At 65.3% G+C, this 20,704-nt stretch carries 8 protein-coding genes; 4 read left to right on the top strand and 4 right to left on the bottom strand.

Annotation, left to right across the window (positions count from 1 at the left end; translation table 11 throughout):
- Window positions 1-6,516 (bottom strand): type I polyketide synthase, encoded by a 6,516-nt coding sequence (locus tag ACFULT_RS18005; RefSeq protein WP_378482066.1) that lies wholly within the window; start codon window positions 6,514-6,516, stop codon window positions 1-3.
- A gap of 1,093 nt (window positions 6,517-7,609) precedes the next feature.
- Between ACFULT_RS18005 and ACFULT_RS18010 the strand changes: the two genes are divergently transcribed.
- Both ACFULT_RS18010 and ACFULT_RS18015 read left to right on the top strand, forming a co-directional pair.
- Window positions 7,610-11,116, top strand: coding sequence for a DNA-directed RNA polymerase subunit beta (locus tag ACFULT_RS18010; RefSeq protein WP_037105654.1), 3,507 nt, complete (start codon window positions 7,610-7,612; stop codon window positions 11,114-11,116).
- A 116-nt stretch (window positions 11,117-11,232) separates the two neighbouring features.
- Window positions 11,233-15,189, top strand: a complete 3,957-nt coding sequence (locus ACFULT_RS18015) for a DNA-directed RNA polymerase subunit beta' (protein WP_019665535.1) — start codon at window positions 11,233-11,235, stop codon at window positions 15,187-15,189.
- A 100-nt stretch (window positions 15,190-15,289) separates the two neighbouring features.
- Here ACFULT_RS18015 and ACFULT_RS18020 read toward each other — a convergent pair whose 3' ends face one another.
- A complete protein-coding gene (locus tag ACFULT_RS18020) occupies window positions 15,290-15,706 on the bottom strand; it encodes a VOC family protein (RefSeq protein WP_378482067.1) in 417 nt (138 codons plus the stop codon).
- Window positions 15,707-15,807: 101 nt separating this feature from the next.
- Between ACFULT_RS18020 and ACFULT_RS18025 the strand changes: the two genes are divergently transcribed.
- On the top strand, window positions 15,808-17,415 hold the full coding sequence (locus tag ACFULT_RS18025) for an alkaline phosphatase D family protein (protein ID WP_378482068.1): 1,608 nt from the start codon (window positions 15,808-15,810) through the stop codon (window positions 17,413-17,415).
- 23 nt (window positions 17,416-17,438) lie between these two features.
- Here ACFULT_RS18025 and ACFULT_RS18030 read toward each other — a convergent pair whose 3' ends face one another.
- Window positions 17,439-19,061: a GMC oxidoreductase gene (locus tag ACFULT_RS18030; RefSeq protein WP_378482069.1), complete on the bottom strand. Its 1,623-nt coding sequence runs from the start codon at window positions 19,059-19,061 to the stop codon at window positions 17,439-17,441.
- Window positions 19,062-19,192: 131 nt separating this feature from the next.
- Window positions 19,193-19,558, bottom strand: a complete 366-nt coding sequence (locus ACFULT_RS18035; RefSeq protein WP_026347865.1) for a VOC family protein — start codon at window positions 19,556-19,558, stop codon at window positions 19,193-19,195.
- 96 nt (window positions 19,559-19,654) lie between these two features.
- On the opposite strand from ACFULT_RS18035, the gene ACFULT_RS18040 reads away from it, so the two are divergent.
- Window positions 19,655-20,623: an LLM class flavin-dependent oxidoreductase gene (locus tag ACFULT_RS18040; RefSeq protein ID WP_378482175.1), complete on the top strand. Its 969-nt coding sequence runs from the start codon at window positions 19,655-19,657 to the stop codon at window positions 20,621-20,623.
- Window positions 20,624-20,704: the final 81 nt, after the last annotated feature.

The raw sequence follows: 20,704 nt of genomic DNA on the forward strand, positions 1-20,704 counted from the left end.
TCAGACGGCTCCGGACGTGTCGGTCGAGGCCAGGGCGGGTTCGGCATCCGTGGGCGCGGAGATCACGTCGGTGACCACCGTGTCCGTTCCGCGTGCGTGGTCCGGGACGGTCGCCTGGCCGACGGTGGGGTCCTGCTCGGCCGGGTTCTCGTCGGCGGGGGTTGTTGCAGCCGGGTGTGCAGGAGTCCGGTCCTCACCGTGGGCTCGTGCGGTCAGTCCTGCGGCGAGCTTTCCTCCGATGGCGGCGAGGCCGAGCCCACGACCGAACTCGAGTACCGACAGTTCCAGTCCGACGGTCTTGCCCACGCGGGCCGCGAACTCGACGGCCATCAGCGAGTCGAGCCCGAGCTCGGGCAACGGTGTCTGCACGTCGACTGCCTCGGCGTCGATGCCCATCACCAACGCCAGTTGCTCGGCCAGGATGAACGTCAGCACGTCGGCGCGTTGGTCCTCGGGTAGCGCGAGGATTTCGGCGTGCAGCGCGGTGATGCCCGACCCGCCGGTGCTCGCTGCGGCGATGTGTGCCGCGAAGCGCGGAATGGTTGCCGACGCCGGGTTGGCGATTCCCCACTGCTCCCAGTCGATTCCGACGAGAGCGACGTGCGGAACGTCGAACGTGAGAGCCTCGCGCAGCAGGAGCGTAGCTTCGTCCATGTCGATGTTCTTGAAGCCGAGCATGTCCAGATACCGCACCACTTCTTGTTTGGCCTCGGCCATGCCACCGCCTGCCATCGATCCCCAGCTGACGGTGAATGCCGCCTTTCCGCGCCGACGCCGAGTCCACGCCAGCGCGTCGAGCACCGAGTTGGCGGCCGAGTACGACACCTGCGGCGCACCTCCGGTGAGGCTGCTCATCGACGAGAACATGACGAACACCGACGGGTCGGCACCTGCCTCGTCCAGTGCTCGGTCGAGGTTCACGGCACCGGTCACCTTGGGCAGGAAGATGCTGCGCAGGGAGTCGTCGGTGATGTCGTTGACGGCGTAGTTGTCGACGAGGCCCGCCGTGTGGAAGACACCCGCGATCGCGACACCGCGTGCGTGTACTCGTTCGATAAGGCCGTGGACGGAGGCGTAGTCGGAGATGTCGAGCAGTTCTTCCCCGACCGTCACGCCCTGCGCGGCGAATTCTGCGAGCGTCTGCTTGGCGCGGTCGGTGGTGGCACCGCTGCGGCCGACGAGCACCAGATCACGTGCGCCTTCGTCGACGAGCCATCTGGCCACGGCGGTTCCGAAGGCTCCGAAGCCGCCGGTGATCACGTACGACGCCGCCGGATCGATGTCGACGGTGGGGATCTGTGGCCGTACGACGGGAGCATCGTCGGCCAGCGACAGCACTACACGTCCGGTGTGCGAGGACCGGACGACCGAGTCGAAGGCGTCACCGACTCGGTCCATCGAGAACGTCGTGTACGGCAACGGTGCGTAGTCACCGGCCGACATCTTGTCCAGAACCTCGCGGGTCACCTGCCGAGCCAGGTCGGGTTTGTGCTGGAACATCCGGTCCATGTCGACGGCGTAGAACGTCAGGTTTCGGTCGAACGGTTTCAGATCCATGACGCCACCGAAGTAGATGTCGGCCTTGCCGATCTCCACGATCCGGGCGAATTCGCCTGCCACGTTCAGGTTCTGCGCCATGATCTCGCCGGGGGAGGAGTTGAAGACCACATCGACACCCCGGCCGTCGGTCAACGCCATGACCTCGTCCGAATAGTTCAACGACCTCGAGGCCAACACGTCGTCGGCACCGGCATCCCGGGCAACTGCGCGGCGTTCCTCGGTTCCCGCCGTCGCGATGACGCGTGCTCCCATCAGCTTCGCGACCTGAACTGCGGCGAGGCCCATCCCACCTGCGGCACCATGGACGAGTACCGTCTCACCGGGCAGAACGCGTGCGAGGTGCACCAATCCGTACTGCGCGCACAGGAACGGCAGTATCGAAGAACACCAGCCCGTTTCCCAGTCCGACGGAATGGACATCGTCCCGCCTTCGTCGATGCCGACGGTGACGTACCGGCGCATCATGTTTCGAGCGCACACACCCATATGGTCGCCCGGAGACACCTCGGTGACTCCTGGCCCGACCCGGGTGACGATGCCCGCGCCTTCGAGCCCGAGCGTGGTCCCGAAATAGGTACCGGCCAGTTCCTTGTCGGTGAGGACACCCATGACCTTGAGCGGATCCTTGTAGTTCACCCCTACCGCTTCCATCCTGACCTCGATCTCACCTGGACCGGGATCGCGACGGGCATGGGCGCGGAAAGTCAGGTCGGACAGCAGTTTCGACGCAGGAACCTCGATGGCGAACGACTGCTCCGGATCGCGCACGACAGTCGGCTGATCGCGAACTGCGAGATGCTCGTCGGCGTTGCTCTGCAGCGTCACCACCCATCGTGACCCTTGCCGGAGAGCGACCTCGTCGACGACGTCGTTCTGGAACGGACCGAACGCGAACGTCTCGGTCGTGATGTCCGACAACGGTGTCGACGGCTCGGTGTCGACGAAACGCCACGCTGCCGGCGATTGCTCGTTGCGCAGCGACCTGCGTGCCCCGACGAGTCCCGCGTGCGCGAGATCGGCACCCTCGGTGTCGCCCGGCATGCAGAACGCTCGCTCGGTGACGATGACGGCCGACACCGATCCGGGATCCGTCGCAGGACCGGTTTCGTCGCCGTAGATCGCGATGTGCACGGCGCGAGCCGCGACGAGCGCCGAGCCGACGGCGGACGCCGGATCGGTGAACGCCCCCGCGACCGCGACGACGGTGGCCCGGTCGACGCCCGGTGTGGCCAACCCTGCGCGGAGAGCGGTCACGATGTCACCCACCGGCGTCTCTGCGGCGTCGAGAACGATCGACGACGGTCGGGATGCGGCGATGGCGTCGGCGCGCGTGCGGGTTGTCGGGGTGGCGTCACCGAGGGTGAGGACGAGGGCGAAATCGCGCGCGGCCTCGTCACCGATCGCCGCCGAGTCTCGGTTGTCACGTAGCTCCCACACCGGCTCGTAGAACACCTTCGACAGGCGCGCATGCAGCGACTGCGGGGGAGCGATGGGCCGGAACTCGACGTTCCCGAGCGTGACGGCTGCGCGTCCCTCGGAGTCGGTCACGGCGATGTCGGCACGCATGGGCTCCGTGCTGGTCCTCGTGACGACGACGGTCGCGTCGTCCGGAACCGGCCCGTATCGCCTGACCGTTCCCACCGAGAACGGGACGACGGCCCCCGACGGCCCGGTGGCCAGCGTCGCGACGCACTGCAGCGCGGTGTCCAGGACGGCAGGGTGCACGAGGTGGCCCGAGCCTGCGTGGCGCCCGGCGTCGATGGAGGCGACGACGGTGTCCTTGCCGATGCGCGCGGACCTGATGCCCTGGAATGCCGGCCCGTACCGGAGCCCCGCCGACGCGAGCAGCGGGTAGAGCACGTCGCCGGTGATCTCGGTGCTGGTCTCGTCGATCTCCGACGCCACGAACGGAGCGTCGAACTGTCCTTCGACGAGCCGTCCGGTTGCGTTGATCGTCCACACCGAGTCCGTCGCCGACCTGGACCGAATGACGAAGCGCCTCGTGCTGTTCTCGACGGCGACTTCGAGCACGGGCACGTCGTGCTTGTCGACGACGAGAGGCGCGACGAACTCGACGTGTTCGAGGCCGACTTCCTGGCGCCCGGACCGGACTGCGGCGGCGCTCATCGCCGCGTCGAGGTAGGCGGTACCCGGGAGAAGCACGAGTCCGTCGACGACGTGGTCCTGTAGCCACGGCAGTTGCGATACGGCGAGTTCGGCGTGCCATTCCGACGCCAGTGCCGAGGTTCTGTCACCGAGCATCGGATACAGAGTGTCGGTCCCCATCCGATCCGCGACGGTCTTCTCGTCCTCGTGCCAGACGCGCGACTTCTGCCACGGGTAGGCGGGAAGTGGCACGTGCGGCGACGGTTCGGTCCTGCCGCCGACGAACGAGCCGGCCGCGTACAGCGCGGACACCGTCGTGATCAGCGACTCGGCGTCGCTCTGCCTGCGGACCAGCGTGCCGATGGACGTGCCGGGATCACCGGTGCGGATCAGGATCTCGCGGATGTTGCCGGACAGGACAGGATGCGGGCCGACCTCGAGGAACACTCGGTGGCCCCGACCGATCAGCGCAGTCACGGTGTCGGCGAACCGCACCGGCTTGCGCACGTTGTCCACCCAGTACCCGGCGTCCCAGCTCGCGTCGGTGACCTCGCCGGCAGTGACGGTGGAAAACAGCGTCAGGTCGGGTTGCCGCGGGTCGATCGACGCCAGGCTGCCGGCGACGTCGTCGAGAATCGGGTCCATCAGATGACTGTGGTACGGCACCTCGACCTGGAGACGTTTGGCGAAGAACCCTCCCTCGGTGAGGCTTTCGGCCAACTCGGTCAGGTGCTCGGCGTCGCCGGCCAACGTCACCGCGGTGGGGCTGTTGACCGCTGCGATCGACACGTGCGCGACCATGTCCTCGCCTGCTTTCGCGAGGTAGGCCAACGCGTCGGCCTCGGACAGGCCCACCGCCAACATCGACCCCGTGCCTGCGGTCGTCGCCTGCAGCCTGGCGCGATGGCAGCTGACCAGCAACGCGTCGTGCAGGCTGAGGGCGCCGCTGACGTATGCCGCACTCACTTCGCCCACGCTGTGCCCGACGACGGTCTCCGGTTCGATACCCAGTGCTTTCAACTCCGCGACCAGAGATACCTGGACGAGGAAGTTGGCAGGCTGAGCTACCTCCGTGTTCGTCACCCGCGAGTATTCCTCGTCGCGGCTCAGTTCTTCGATGATCGACCACCCCGCGATCTCGATGAACGCGTCGTCGACGATGCCCGCCGTGCGGGCGAACTCGCCGCCTGCCAGCAGTAGTTCACGCGCCATGCCCCACCACTGCGGACCCATACCGCTGAACACGAACACCGGCGCGCGTCCGCCGGCATCCACGACGTGGGACGTCTGCCCTGTCCCGGACGCGAATTCCCGAAGCGTCGCGGCCAGATCCTGTGCGTCGGTGTAGGGAAACGACGCGCGGACAGGATGGTGGGCACGCCTGGTCCAAGCAGCCGCCGTGAACGCCTCGAGCGCACCGTCGGACCCGTCGAGTCGCTCCAGCGCGTCGGCAAGGGACGTTGCCACGGCGCGGACCGCGGCATCGGTGCGCGCCGAGAGCGGGAAGATCCGGGCCGGGCGAGGCGCGGTCGGGGTCGATGGGGCGGCCGATGGGCAGGCGGGAGCGGCGTCCATCAGCACGTGAGCATTGGTGCCGCCGTAGCCGAAACCGTTGATCGCGACGATGCGGCGGTCGTACTCCTCGGGAAACGGTTCGACCTCGGTGGGGATACGAATCGCCAGGTCGTCGAACGGTATTGCCGGATTCAGTGTGTCCAGCCACGCCTGGGGAACGATGGTGCCGTGGTGCAGGGACAGTGCACTCTTGATGAGACCGGCGATGCCCGCAGCCGCCTCCGTGTGCCCGATCGACGCCTTGACGGACCCGACGACCAGTGGCGTCGTCCGACCGGGAACCGACCCGTACGCACCACCGAGCGCTTCGATCTCGAGCGGATCACCGACGGACGTGCCGGTTCCGTGCGCCTCGACGTACCCGACCTGTGCTGGGTCGATGCCTGCTTCGGCGCAGACCCGCTCGGCCAGCACCCGCTGGGACACGGGATTGGGAACGGGAATGGCGATGGTGCGACCGTCCTGGTTGACGCCCGATCCCCGAACGACCGAGTAGATTCGGTCGCCGTCGGCGATCGCGTCGGCGAGCGGGCGGAGCAGCACCATGCCCGCACCCTCGCCGCGGCCGTAACCGTCCGCGGCGGCGTCGAACGATTTGGAACGGCCGTCGAACGCGAGGAATCTGCCCTTGCACATCGACACGAACGTTTCCGGCCTGATCATCGTGTTGGCGCCGCCGACGAGAGCCATCGTGCATTCACCACGGTCGAGCGCGCGCACCGCCTCGTGCACCGCGACCAGCGACGAGGAACACGCGGTGTCGATCGTCATCGACGGACCCACCAGGTCAAGAGCGTAGGAAATACGGTTGGACAACAGCGTGTGCGACGAGCTGGTCGCGCTGTGTGCATTGATGAAGGCCCTGCCCATCTGCGAACCCCGCAGTCCCGCAGAGTCGTTGGTGAAACCGCCGACGTACACACCGATCGATCGACCAGACACCCGTCCGGCATGGCCGGCGTCGTCGAGAGCCTCCCACGCGACCTCGAGCAGCAACCGTTGCTGCGGATCGGTCACCGCAGCCTCACGCGGGGAAATGCCGAAGAACTCCGGATCGAAATCCCACAGCGACTGCGTCAGAAAACCGCCCTTACGCGTGTACATGCGGCCCGGAGCATCCGGATCGGGGTCGTAGAACCTGTCCGCATTCCACCTGTCTGCAGGAATGTCCACGATGCCGTCGCCCTTGGAGACCATGAAGTCCCAGAAACTCTGCCCGTCGTGCACTCCGCCCGGGAACCTGCATCCGATACCGACAATCGCAATCTCGACCATGATTCTCCCCCGATACAGTGTCGACCAGACCATGGACGGCCCCCCGGAGAGCACACGGACAACACCCGTACCCCCCGGAACAGACGCCCCCCGAAACGCTGTCGAGCACGGAGAACGCCGTCGATGTGCGGTCCGATCTCCGTGCTGGGTGAAATATAAGCAGACTCCACCGACAACCGCCATAGGGAAATCAATTGCGAGCGCGCGGTCTTCGCTGTCTCAATGGTCAATGGCAAGGTCCAGTTTTCAACCGTTTCCCGAACCTCGATCGTCGATGCCCTGATGCCGCGAACGACGAAAACTTGTGATGGTGACCAGTTTTCGAGCACCCGTCGCGGAACTGTCTGTCGTTCAGCGGATTTCCAGCCGTCGTCCCCTCCGTGTGCCCGGGTGCCCTGGTTTTCCGGACCGAACGTGGCGTTCGGTCCGTCTGACTGACCGAACGTGGCGTTCGATCCATCCGAGGGTGCACATGTGCCATGTGGCATGTGCCGCGTGGTCCGGTGGGGCGGTGTCGGTCGGACAGTGTGTTCTGTGTCGGCGGCGGGTGGCCGGGTAGGCATTTCCGACGAGTCCGACTCGTGCCCCCGGAGGAGCGAACGTGGCGTTCGGTCACTTGGAGTGACCGAACGCCACGTTCGGTCAAGACGTCGGCGGTCGGGTGGGTCGGGGCGGGGCGGGGGAGTCTTCGGACGGACCGATCGGGATGGTCACGAAACGGGCAGCGAGTACGAAACTCGACGGATGTTCCTCTTGACGCCGAGGCGCGCAGGGGTCACTCTTGTCCTGACGAAGGCACCCCGAAGCGATCGTGGAAGTCGATTGCTCGACCGCGACACGCCGTGTTCGAAGGCGACGCCGGTCCTTGGCTCGGGTGCTACTTTTGATGCCCCTGTTGCGCCCTGCGCACATTTGGGGTACCTTTGGACGTTGCGCTGGCTGCCTCCTGTCCACCTCTCGATTGCCGTGTCTGCGAAGTGTTACTTCGAAGAGATTGCAGTGGGGATTCGGTCTGGTTGTGACCAGCGAATTCGCCCCACATTGAAGCAAGCAGATACAGCGGCGGTCGCACTGCACGAGCGGCCCGCGTGAGGTGCTGGAAGGACGCATCTTGGCAGTCTCTAGCCAGACCAAGGCAGTTGTCGGAACACCGGGAGCCCCGAGGAGGGTTTCGTTCGCGAACATTCGCGAACCGTTGGAGGTACCCGGTCTCCTCGATGTACAGACGGACTCTTTCGAATGGCTGGTAGGCGCGCAGAGTTGGCGTGACCGTGCCGCCGCGCGCGGGGACAGCAATGTCTCCGGTGGTCTCGAAGACATCCTTACCGAACTTTCTCCGATCGAGGATTTCTCGGGTTCGATGTCTCTTTCCTTCTCCGACCCACGGTTCGACGAGGTCAAGGCCTCGCAGGACGAGTGCAAGGACAAGGACATGACGTACGCGGCTCCGCTGTTCGTCACTGCCGAGTTCATCAACAACAACACCGGCGAGATCAAGAGCCAGACGGTGTTCATGGGTGATTTCCCCATGATGACCGACAAGGGCACCTTCATCATCAACGGAACCGAGCGCGTCGTCGTCTCGCAGCTCGTCCGTTCGCCCGGCGTCTACTTCGATCACTCGATCGACAAGACGACGGAGAAGGACCTGCACAGCGTCAAGGTCATTCCTGGCCGCGGTGCATGGCTCGAGTTCGACGTCGACAAGCGCGACACGGTCGGTGTTCGTATCGACCGCAAGCGTCGCCAGCCCGTCACGGTGCTGCTGAAGGCTCTCGGCTGGTCCACCGAGCAGATCACGGAGCGCTTCGGCTTCTCCGAGATCCTCATGGCGACGCTCGAGAAGGACAACACCGCCGGTACCGACGAGGCTCTCCTCGACATCTACCGCAAGTTGCGTCCGGGCGAGCCGCCCACGAAGGAGTCGGCGCAGACTCTGCTGGAGAACCTGTTCTTCAAGGACAAGCGCTACGACCTCGCTCGCGTCGGCCGCTACAAGATCAACAAGAAGCTGGGCCTGAACTCGGGCCAGCCGATCGTCGCGTCGACCCTCACCGAGGAAGACATCGTCGCCACCATCGAGTACCTGGTGCGTCTGCACGCAGGTGACACCTCGATGACGGCTCCGGACGGCGTCGAGGTTCCCGTCGAGGTCGACGACATCGACCACTTCGGCAACCGTCGTCTCCGCACCGTCGGCGAGCTGATCCAGAACCAGATCCGCGTGGGCCTGTCCCGCATGGAGCGCGTCGTTCGTGAACGTATGACCACTCAGGACGTCGAGGCGATCACGCCGCAGACCCTGATCAACATTCGTCCCGTCGTCGCCGCGATCAAGGAGTTCTTCGGAACCTCCCAGCTGTCGCAGTTCATGGACCAGAACAACCCGCTGTCGGGTCTGACGCACAAGCGTCGTCTGTCGGCCCTCGGCCCCGGTGGTCTCTCGCGTGAGCGCGCAGGCCTCGAGGTTCGTGACGTTCACCCGTCGCACTACGGCCGTATGTGCCCCATCGAGACCCCTGAAGGCCCGAACATCGGCCTGATCGGTTCGCTGTCGGTGTACGCACGGGTCAACCCGTTCGGTTTCATCGAGACGCCGTACCGCAAGGTCGTCGACGGACAGGTCACCGACGACGTCGATTACCTGACTGCGGACGAAGAGGATCGCCACACGCTCGCGCAGGCCAACTCGCCTGTAGACGCAAGCGGGCACTTCACCGAGGACAAGATTCTCGTCCGTCGTAAGGGTGGAGAGGTCGAGTTCGTCTCGTCCTCGGACATCGACTACATGGACGTGTCGCCTCGCCAGATGGTGTCGGTCGCAACCGCGATGATTCCGTTCCTCGAGCACGACGACGCCAACCGTGCCCTGATGGGCGCGAACATGCAGCGTCAGGCTGTGCCGCTGGTGCGGAGCGAGTCGCCGATCGTCGGAACGGGCATGGAACTGCGTGCTGCCGTCGACGCCGGTGACGTCGTCATCACCGAGAAGACCGGTGTCGTCGAGGAGGTCTCCGCGGACTACGTCACGGTCATGGCCGACGACGGAAGCCGCAAGACCTACCGCATGCGTAAGTTCGCGCGCTCCAACCAGGGCACGTGCGCCAACCAGCGTCCGATCGTGGACGAGGGTCAGCGCGTCGAGTCCGGTCAGGTCCTCGCCGACGGCCCGTGCACCGAGAACGGTGAGATGGCGCTCGGCAAGAACCTGCTGCTCGCGATCATGCCGTGGGAAGGCCACAACTACGAGGACGCGATCATCCTGTCGCAGCGCCTCGTGGAAGAGGACGTCCTCACCTCGATCCACATCGAGGAGCACGAGATCGATGCCCGCGACACCAAGCTCGGTGCCGAGGAGATCACTCGCGACATCCCCAACGTCTCCGACGAGGTCCTCGCCGACCTCGACGAGCGCGGCATCATCCGTATCGGTGCCGAGGTTCGTGACGGTGACGTTCTCGTCGGAAAGGTCACGCCGAAGGGCGAGACCGAGCTGACCCCGGAAGAGCGCCTGCTGCGCGCGATCTTCGGTGAGAAGGCCCGCGAGGTTCGCGACACGTCGCTCAAGGTTCCTCACGGCGAGAGCGGAAAGGTCATCGGCATTCGCGTGTTCTCACGCGAGGACGACGACGATCTGCCTCCCGGCGTCAACGAGCTCGTTCGTGTGTACGTCGCGCAGAAGCGCAAGATCCAGGACGGCGACAAGCTCGCCGGCCGCCACGGAAACAAGGGCGTCATCGGCAAGATCCTCCCGCAGGAGGACATGCCGTTCCTGCCCGACGGCACCCCGATCGACATCATCCTGAACACCCACGGTGTTCCGCGTCGTATGAACATCGGTCAGGTTCTCGAGACGCACCTGGGATGGATCGGCAAGACTGGTTGGAACGTCCAGATCGCCACCGACGGCACGAAGCCCGATTGGGCCGAGCGTCTGCCGGAGGAGATGCTGGCTGCTCCAGCCGACAGCAACATCGCCACCCCGGTGTTCGACGGCGCCAAGGAGCACCAGCTCGCTGGTCTGCTCGAGAGCACGATCCCCAACCGTGACGGCGTGCAGATGGTCGGCCCCGACGGAAAGGCCACGTTGTTCGACGGTCGTTCCGGCGAGCCGTTCCCGTACCCGGTGTCGGTGGGCTACATGTACATCATCAAGCTGCACCACTTGGTCGACGACAAGATCCACGCTCGTTCGACCGGGCCGTACTCGATGATCACGCAGCAGCCCCTCGGTGGTAAGGCTCAGTTCGGTGGTCAGCGCTTCGGTGAGATGGAGTGCTGGGCAATGCAGGCGTACGGCGCTGCCTACACGCTGCAGGAGCTCCTCACCATCAAGTCGGACGACGTCGTCGGCCGCGTGAAGGTGTACGAGGCCATCGTCAAGGGCGAGAATATCCCGGAGCCCGGTATCCCCGAGTCCTTCAAGGTGCTCCTCAAGGAGCTCCAGTCGCTGTGCCTCAACGTGGAGGTGCTGTCCTCGGACGGTGCAGCCATCACGATGGCCGACGGTGACGACGAGGACCTCGAGCGTGCCGCAGCCAACCTGGGAATCAACCTCTCCCGCAACGAAGCTGCCACCGTCGACGACCTCGCGCAGTAGATTTCTCGGTCCCGTGGGCCTCACCGCACTGCCGACACGCAGCAGGTGGGCCCACGGGGCGATCGACTTGATCTGATTCGCACAGCACAACACCCATCACGGGGAAAGGAAGTTACGTGCTCGACGTCAACTTCTTCGATGAACTCCGCATCGGTCTCGCGACCGCGGAGGACATCCGCAATTGGTCCTACGGCGAGGTCAAGAAGCCGGAGACCATCAACTACCGCACGCTCAAGCCCGAGAAGGACGGCCTCTTCTGCGAGAAGATCTTCGGCCCCACCCGGGACTGGGAGTGCTACTGCGGCAAGTACAAGCGCGTCCGCTTCAAGGGCATCATCTGTGAGCGCTGCGGCGTCGAGGTCACTCGCGCCAAGGTGCGTCGTGAGCGCATGGGCCACATCGAACTGGCTGCTCCGGTCACCCACATCTGGTACTTCAAGGGTGTTCCGTCGCGCCTCGGTTACCTGCTCGACCTGGCACCGAAGGATCTCGAGAAGATCATCTACTTCGCTGCCTACGTCATCACCACGGTCGACGACGAGCTCCGCCACAACGAGCTCTCGACGCTCGAGGCCGAGATGGAGGTCGAGAAGAAGGCTGTCGCCGATCAGCGTGACGCCGACCTGGAGGCTCGCGCTCAGAAGCTCGAAGCCGACATCGCCGAGCTCGAGGCGGAGGGCGCCAAGTCCGACGTCCGTCGCAAGGTCAAGGACGGCGGCGAGCGCGAGATGCGTCAGCTCCGTGACCGCGCACAGCGTGAGCTGGATCGTCTCGAGGAGATCTGGAACACCTTCACCAAGCTGGCTCCGAAGCAGCTGATCGTCGACGAGCTCATCTACCGCGAGCTCATCGACCGGTACGGCGAGTACTTCACCGGTGCCATGGGTGCCGAGTCGATCCAGAAGCTCATGCAGAACTTCGACGTCGACGCCGAGGCCGAGAATCTGCGCGAGACCATCCGCAGTGGCAAGGGGCAGAAGAAGCTCCGCGCTCTGAAGCGTCTGAAGGTCGTCGCCGCGTTCCAGGCCGGCCGCAACTCGCCGATGGGCATGGTTCTCGACGCCGTCCCGGTCATCCCGCCGGAGCTTCGTCCGATGGTGCAGCTCGACGGTGGACGCTTCGCGACGTCCGACCTCAACGATCTGTACCGCCGTGTCATCAACCGCAACAACCGCCTCAAGCGACTGATCGACCTCGGTGCTCCCGAGATCATCGTCAACAACGAGAAGCGGATGCTGCAGGAGTCGGTCGACGCCCTGTTCGACAACGGCCGTCGTGGACGTCCGGTCACCGGACCGGGCAACCGTCCGCTGAAGTCGCTGTCCGATCTGCTCAAGGGCAAGCAGGGTCGTTTCCGTCAGAACCTCCTCGGAAAGCGCGTCGACTACTCGGGCCGTTCGGTCATCGTCGTCGGCCCGCAGCTGAAGCTGCACCAGTGTGGTCTGCCGAAGCTGATGGCTCTCGAGCTGTTCAAGCCGTTCGTGATGAAGCGTCTGGTGGATCTCAACCACGCGCAGAACATCAAGTCGGCCAAGCGCATGGTCGAGCGTCAGCGTCCGCAGGTGTGGGACGTTCTCGAAGAGGTCATCGGCGAGCACCCCGTGCTGCTGAACCGTGCACCTACCCTGCACCGGTTGGGCATCCAGGCGTTCGAGCCGCAGCTCGTCGAGGGCAAGGCCATCCAGCTCCACCCGCTCGTGTGTGAGGCGTTCAACGCCGACTTCGACGGTGACCAGATGGCTGTCCACCTTCCGCTGTCGGCCGAGGCTCAGGCCGAGGCACGCATCCTGATGCTGTCCTCGAACAACATCCTCTCGCCGGCTTCGGGCCGTCCGCTCGCCATGCCGCGTCTGGACATGGTGACGGGTCTGTATCACCTCACGCGTCTCGACGCGGGTGCCGTGGGCGAGCGCGTCGATGCCAAGACCGACGAGCCGGAGTTCGGTGCGTACTCGTCGCCTGCCGAGGCTCAGATGGCAGTGGACCGTGGCGCTCTTCGGGTGCAGTCGCAGATCAAGGTTCGTCTGACGAACCAGCGTCCGCCGCTGGACCTCGAGGCCGAGCTGTTCCCGAACGGCTGGAACCGCGGTGATGCATGGACCGCGGAGACCACTCTGGGACGTGTCATCTTCAACGAGCTGCTCCCGGCGGACTACCCGTTCGTCAACGAGCAGATGCCGAAGAAGCGTCAGTCGACCATCATCAACGATCTCGCCGAGCGTTACCCGATGATCGTCGTCGCACAGACTGTCGACAAGCTGAAGGACGCAGGCTTCTACTGGGCCACGCGTTCGGGTGTCACCATCTCGATCTCCGACGTCCTCGTGCCGCCGGAGAAGCCGCAGATCATGGAGACCTTCGAGGCTCAGGCCGATCAGATCGAGAAGAAGTACCAGCGTGGCGCACTCGACAAGGTCGAGCGCAACTCTGCGTTGGTCAAGATCTGGCAGGACGCGACCGAGCAGGTCGGTAAGGCCATGGAGGCGCACTTCCCCGACGACAACCCCATCCCGATGATCGTGAAGTCCGGCGCAGCCGGAAACATGACTCAGGTGCGGTCGCTCGCCGGCATGAAGGGTCTGGTGACCAACCCGAAGGGTGAGTTCATCCCGCGTCCGATCAAGTCTTCCTTCAAGGAAGGCCTGACGGTCCTCGAGTACTTCATCAACACGCACGGTGCTCGTAAGGGTCTGGCCGACACGGCGCTTCGTACCGCCGACTCGGGTTACCTGACGCGTCGTCTCGTCGACGTGTCGCAGGACGTCATCGTTCGCGAGGTCGACTGTGGCACCGAGCGCGGAATCGTCACGACCATCGCCGAGAAGCTCGCCGACGGCACGATGATCCGCGACGCACACGTGGAGACCAGCACGCGTGCTCGCACGCTGGCCACGGACGCGGTCGACGAGAACGGCAACATCATCGTCGCTCGTGGACACGACGTCGGCGATCCTGCCATCGATGCTCTGATCGAGGCCGGCATCACCGAGGTCAAGGTCCGTTCGGTGCTCACCTGCACCACCGGCACCGGCGTCTGCGCCACCTGCTACGGCCGTTCGATGGCCACCGGCAAGCTCGTCGACATCGGTGAGGCCGTCGGTATCGTCGCCGCACAGTCGATCGGTGAGCCCGGTACCCAGCTGACCATGCGTACCTTCCACCAGGGTGGTGTCGCCGGAGATGACATCACCGGTGGTCTGCCTCGTGTGACGGAGCTGTTCGAGGCACGTGTGCCGAAGGGCAAGGCTCCTATCGCGGACGTGTCGGGACGCATCCAGCTCGAGGACGGCGATCGTTTCTACAAGATCACCATCATCCCGGACGACGGCGGCGAAGAGGTTGTCTACGACAAGCTCTCCAAGCGTCAGCGTCTGCGTGTCTTCAAGCACGACGACGGCACCGAGCGCCTTCTGGCGGACGGTGACCACGTCGAGGTCGGCCAGCAGCTCATGGAAGGTGCTGCCGATCCGCACGAGGTGCTGCGCGTGATGGGTCCTCGCCAGGTCCAGATTCACTTGGTGAACGAGGTCCAGGAGGTCTACCGCAGTCAGGGTGTGTCGATCCACGACAAGCACGTCGAGACGATCGTGCGCCAGATGCTCCGTCGCGTGACGATCATCGACTCCGGCTCCACCGAATTCCTGCCCGGTTCTCTGACCGAGCGCAGCGAGTTCGAGGCGTCGAACCGTCGTGTCGTCGCCGAGGGTGGCGAGCCCGCAGCCGGACGTCCGGTCCTGATGGGTATCACCAAGGCGTCGCTGGCCACCGACTCGTGGCTGTCGGCAGCGTCCTTCCAGGAGACCACTCGTGTGCTCACCGATGCGGCTATCAACACCCGCAGCGACAAGCTCATCGGTCTCAAGGAGAACGTGATCATCGGTAAGCTCATCCCGGCTGGTACCGGCATCAACCGGTACCGGAACATCCAGGTGCAGCCCACCGAGGAGGCACGCGCTGCGGCATACGCAGTGCCGTCGTACGACGATCAGTACTACAGCCCGGACGGCTTCGGCCAGAACACCGGCGCCGCAGTGCCGCTCGACGACTACGGTTTCTCGAACGAATACCGCTAGGACTCACAGCAAGAGCCCCGCATCCGATTGGGTGCGGGGCTTTTGCGTGTCCCCAGCAGTGTTCTCAGCCGTGTCCCCAGCCGTGTCCCCAGCCGTGTTCTCAGTCGTGGTGGCAGACGGCTTCGAGATCGATGCCGTTGAGATCGCGTACGAACGAACCGTAGTAGGTCGCGTGGTACTCCGGTTGCAACCCGGGAGCCCTGAGTTCGGTGGCGCCGGCTGCGAGTGCGGCCACGTGAAACGCGTCGACCGTCGCCCGGTCCGGTGCACTGAAGGCCAAGTGTGTGTGCGGACCGATCCGTGAGCCTGGTGCGTCGACGATCCAGAAGAACGGTTTCACCGCGGCCCAACCGAACGCGATCATCGCGAGCTGATCGGGTCCGACCGGCACTCGCATGATCTCGGTGATGCCCAGCGGTTCGAGGGCTGCACTGTAGAACTCCGCGCTGGCCGCGAGATCGTGGACGCCGAAGTTCAAGTGGTCGATCTGGGATCCTGTGCGATCGAGTGATGTCATGAGTCCAGAATGCACGGTATTGCGGACACCGACAGTCCGCGTTCATCGAAATGTCGGACGCCCGACAAGTCCAGTTCGTGCCCACGGGAGAGCCTCGGAGGATGGGGCATCGAGACGTGAACATCGGACGGGACATCTCTCTGCGAGGAGGGGCGACGAGGCGACAGTTTCTGACGTGGAGTGCGCTGGTCGGGGCGTTGGCGTTCGCGCCGGAACTGAACCCCGCCAAGGCGAGCGCGCAGTCGGGGACGCCCAGCAGCTATCCGTTCCGGCTCGGAGTCGCGTCCGGTGATCCTCTGCCGGATTCGGTGGTGCTGTGGACGAGGCTCGCCACGGATCCGTTCGCTCCTGCCGGTGGTATGACGCCGGGTGTGGTGCCGGTGCAGTGGCAGATCGCGGCCGACGAACGCTTCACCCGGGTGACGGCGCAGGGCGTCGAACTCGCGACGGAGTTCGACGGGTGGTCCGTCCACGTGGATGTGCGTGGCCTGGAGCCTGCGCGCGAGTACTTCTACCGGTTCCTGGTCGGCCCGCATGCCAGTCCGGTCGGTCGGACGAAGACTGCGCCGTCCGCTGGGCAGCCGCTGAGCAGGCTCGATTTCGGGTGGGCGTCGTGCCAGAAGTGGGAGGACGGGTACTTCGGTGCCTACGCGGATCTGGCGGCGTCGAACCTCGACGTCGTGTTCTTTCTCGGGGATTACATCTACGAGTACGCGATCAAGGACGAGGGCGCCCGGGCCGGTCGACCGAGGCCGGAGTCCGCGAGCCGAGAAACCATGCAGCTCAGCGACTATCGCGACCGGTACGCGATGTACAAGGCCGACGAGAACTTGGCGGCAGCGCATGCGTCGGCGCCGTTCGTGTCGGCGTTCGACGATCACGAGGTGGACAACAACTGGGCTTCGCAGATCAGTCAGGACGACGACGATCCGGTGTTGTTCCTGAACAGGAGGGCCGATGCGTTCAAGGCGTGGTGGGAGAACACTCCGGTGCGGGCGAATCTGAAGCCGCAGGGCCCGGACATGAAGGTCTACCGCCGTCTGAGTTTCGGTGACCTCGTGGATTTCTCGGTGTTGGACACGAGGCAGTACCGCAGCGACCAGGCCAACGGAGACAAGGAACACGCGCAGAACGCGGAGACGGCCGATCCTTCGCGCACCATCACCGGCGCCGAGCAGGAGAAGTGGATTCTCGACGGTTTCGCATCGCCGTCGAAGTGGAATTTCCTTGCGCACCAAACGGTCATCTCGGATCTAGCGCAGGGCTTGGACGGCGATCGCAAGGTCGGAATGGATCCGTGGAGCGGATACGAGGCGTCCCGTCATCGGATTCTGGACGGCGCACGGGAGCGCGGGACGACGAATGTCGCGTCGATCGTCGGCGACATCCATCGCACGATCGTGTCGGAACTCCGGCGGGACTACCAGGATCAGGCGTCTCCGGTGGTGGGTGTCGAGATCGCGACGACGTCGATCGCGTCGGGCAAGGACGGTGCCGACGTGGACACGACGGGTGCGGCCATCGCGAACGGCTCGCCCCACGTGAAGTACGGCAATGCGCGTCGCGGTTACCTGCGGTCGATACTCACTCCGGACGAATGGCGTTCGGAGGTAAGGGTTCTCGACGCGGTGTCGAGGCCGGGGGCTGCGGTCCGGACGGCGACGACGGTCACCGTTCCGGACGGTCGCCCGGAGATCCAACTGGGTTGATCGGCACGGGCGTCGGAGCCGCTCTACCGCCCGTCGGCGATGATCCGGGCGATGTTGCGCTCGGACAACGCCGTGATGGTCAGTGAAGGGTTGGCGGCACCCGTGCTGCCCGGGATGAGGGCGCCGTCGACGACGTACACGCCATCGTGCCCCTTGACGCGGCCGTAGGAGTCGGTGACGTCGCCGATGACTGCGCCGCCGAGGGGGTGGGCGGTGAAGGTGTCGTCGACGTCGCGGGTGAACGGCTCGGCGGAGACGACGGTGCCGCCGGCGTCGGCCATCCGGTTCTGTACTGCGCGTAGTGCTTCCACGGTGTCTCGGCTGCCGCCCTTGGGCCACGACAGTGACATCGAGTCGGTGGCCGCGTTGTAGCTGAAGTTGGCGCGCAGCGGGTCGATCGTCATACCGAGGGATCCGATGAACCCGAGATCCCACGGGACTCCGGGCACGTACCAGTTCTCGACGGTCAGGGGTAGGCCGGAATCGTCGACGATGCGTGACGCGCACGGCGCGGCCTGCGGGACTCCCGCCGCGGGCCCGAGGGATCGGGTCATGGACGCGTCGCCGTTGGTTCCCCACCCGCGTCCGACGAATTCGTTGAGGTTGCCCAGTGCGCCGGTGGCCTGTGCGCGCAGCAACAGTTCGGTGGTGCCGATGGATCCGGCGCCGAGTACCAGCTTGTCACACGTCAGGGTGCGCGTTTCGAGTACGTTGCCCTCGGGATCGACTCGGCGTACCTCGACGCGGTATCGGCCACCGGATTCGGTGCCGATGGACGCGACCTCGTGGCTGTGCGCGACGAGTGCGTTGCCGGTGGCTTCGGCCTGCGGGATGTAGTTCTGGGTGAGGTCGTGCTTGGCGCCGTTGGAGTTGCCGAACGTGCTGGCGCCGACGGTTGCCGACGGGCGGGATCGGCCGGCGATCTCGTCGCGGACGACGTTCCAGTTCCAGTTGCCGTCGACGGCCTCGGGAGTGAAGCCTGCTCGTCGGGCATGGTCGTCCCATGTGCGCGAGTGCGCGAAGTTGGGACTGCCCAGGATGTCGGCAGGGATCGGCGACGGCAGCAGCATCGACCGGGCTTTCGGGTACCAGGTGCCTGCCATCTCGTCGTAGGACAGGCGTCCGCCGAAGGACATGTCGAAGAATCGGCGATCCGGTGCGATGGTGACGCCGGTGTAGACGACGGAACCGCCGCCGACAGCGGCGGCGCGCCAGACCGACAGGTTCTCGAAGCGGGTGGTGTCGAGGACACCACCGAAGTGATCGACCGGCCCGACGGGCAGTCCGGTGATGTTGGTGAACGAGCTCTGCCGCCACAGGCCGCGTCCGTCGGCGGTCATGTCGGAGGTGAAGATGTCCCGCCACGGGTCACGCGGCCACCGCAGGCCGCGTTCGAGGACGGTGACCTTGGTGCCGGACTGGGCGAGGCGCAGTGCCGCAGCGCTGGCTCCGAAGCCGGATCCGATCACGATGACGGGGGAATGGTCCGGTGGGCGAGGGGGATCGGCGAAGAGTTCGGGAACGAGGCCACGGATGGACCCGACCCCGATGGGAATGGCACCGGCTCGGCCTGCCGAGGCGAGCGGCGGTACTGCCAATCCGACGATTCCAGCTGCCGCCAGTTGCAGCAGTTGACGTCGCTTCACGTGTGTAGCCCCCTGCAGTTCGAAAACCCTGTGTCCGTCCCGACCACCGGCCATTGTTCCTCATTCGGACACCGAAAAGCGACCGGATGTCCGTGACCTTGGGAAATTTCCAGATCGGCCGTGCCGGGGCGTCAATACTGTGGCAGCTGCTGGACGGCCCACTTGTTGCCGTCGGGGTCCGCGAAGAACACGAACTTGCCCCAGCCCATGTCGACGACGGGGTCGATGTCGAGTCCGGCGTCGATGAGGTGTGCTCGGGCTTCCTCCGCGTCGGCGACGACCACCTGGAGGCCCTCGACGCTGCCGGGGGCGGCGTCGGTGATGCCGCGTCCGACGGCGATGGAGCAGGCGGATCCCGGGGGAGTCAGCTGCACGAACCTGATGTCCTCGGTGGGACTCGAGTCGTGATCGGCGTTGAATCCGATCTTCACGTAGAAGTCCTTCGCGCGGTCGACGTCGGAGACGGGAATGATGACGAGTTCGAGTTTGATGTCCATGACGATCAGTCTGAACGTGATCGCGGACAGAAACGGTCCTCTTCGGTGACTTCGTCGTGAAGAAATATGCCCGACGCGATACTGGTTGGCGTGAAGGTGCGCGTCTCCGTTCTCGATCGTTCTCGAACCCGGCTGGGGTCGCCGGACGCTGCTGCGTTGACGGCGACGATCGAACGTGCTGTCCACGCGGAGCAGCTCGGCTTCCACCGATTCTGGGTCGCCGAGCATCACGGTGTTCCCGGTATCGCCAGCGGCGCTCCTCCGGTGCTGCTCGCGGCGATCGGAGCCAGGACGTCGACCATTAGACTCGGGTCGGGCGGGGTGATGTTGCCCAACCATCAGCCGTTCGTCGTGGCCGAGCAGTTCGCCATGCTCGAAGCGTTGTATCCAGGTCGTGTCGACGCCGGGGTCGGGCGTTCGTTGGGATTCACCGGTCCCGTACGTGAGGCCCTTCGTACGAGCGCCGCGGATACGTTCGAGGACGATCTGGACGAGCTACGGCGATATCTCGACGGGTCGGGCCCGGTGACGGTGCGGCCGGCGACCGCGGCACCCCCGCTGTTCGTACTCGCGACGGGGCAGGGGTTGGCGATCGCGGCTCGTGCCGGGTTGCCGGTGGTTGTGGGTGGACCGATCCTGAAGGGCGACGCGTCGGCGATCGAGGTGTACCGGAGGCGTTTCCAGCCGTCCGAGTCCAATCCCGAACCGACCGTGATTGTTTCGCTGGACATCACCATCGCCGATACTGCCGAGCGAGCGCGTGAACTGGTTCTCCCCGAGGCCTGGGCCATGGCCCAATCCAGGCGCACCGGAGAATTTCCGCCGCTGACGCCGCCGTCGGACATCGACCTCGATTCTGCGCCGCCACGGACGCGGGAACGTGTCGAGCGATCGATCGCGGCGGGGGTCCACGGCACACCGGACGAGGTGGCGTCGCAACTCGAGAAGCTGATCGACCGGACCGGCGCCGACGAGATCCTCGCGTCGACGTCCACGTACGACAGAGATGCCCTGTGGCACGCCGACGCCGAGCTGATTCAGCTGGTGAGTTCGCTGTCCGGATAGGCCGTCCGTGCTGCGGCGGCACCGAGTCGATGCGCGCTACTGTGGAGAACACGGCATAACGGACTCGCCTCGGACGTCCGC

The organism is Rhodococcus sp. NPDC057297 (assembly GCF_042667435.1).
Classification (GTDB): domain Bacteria; phylum Actinomycetota; class Actinomycetes; order Mycobacteriales; family Mycobacteriaceae; genus Rhodococcoides.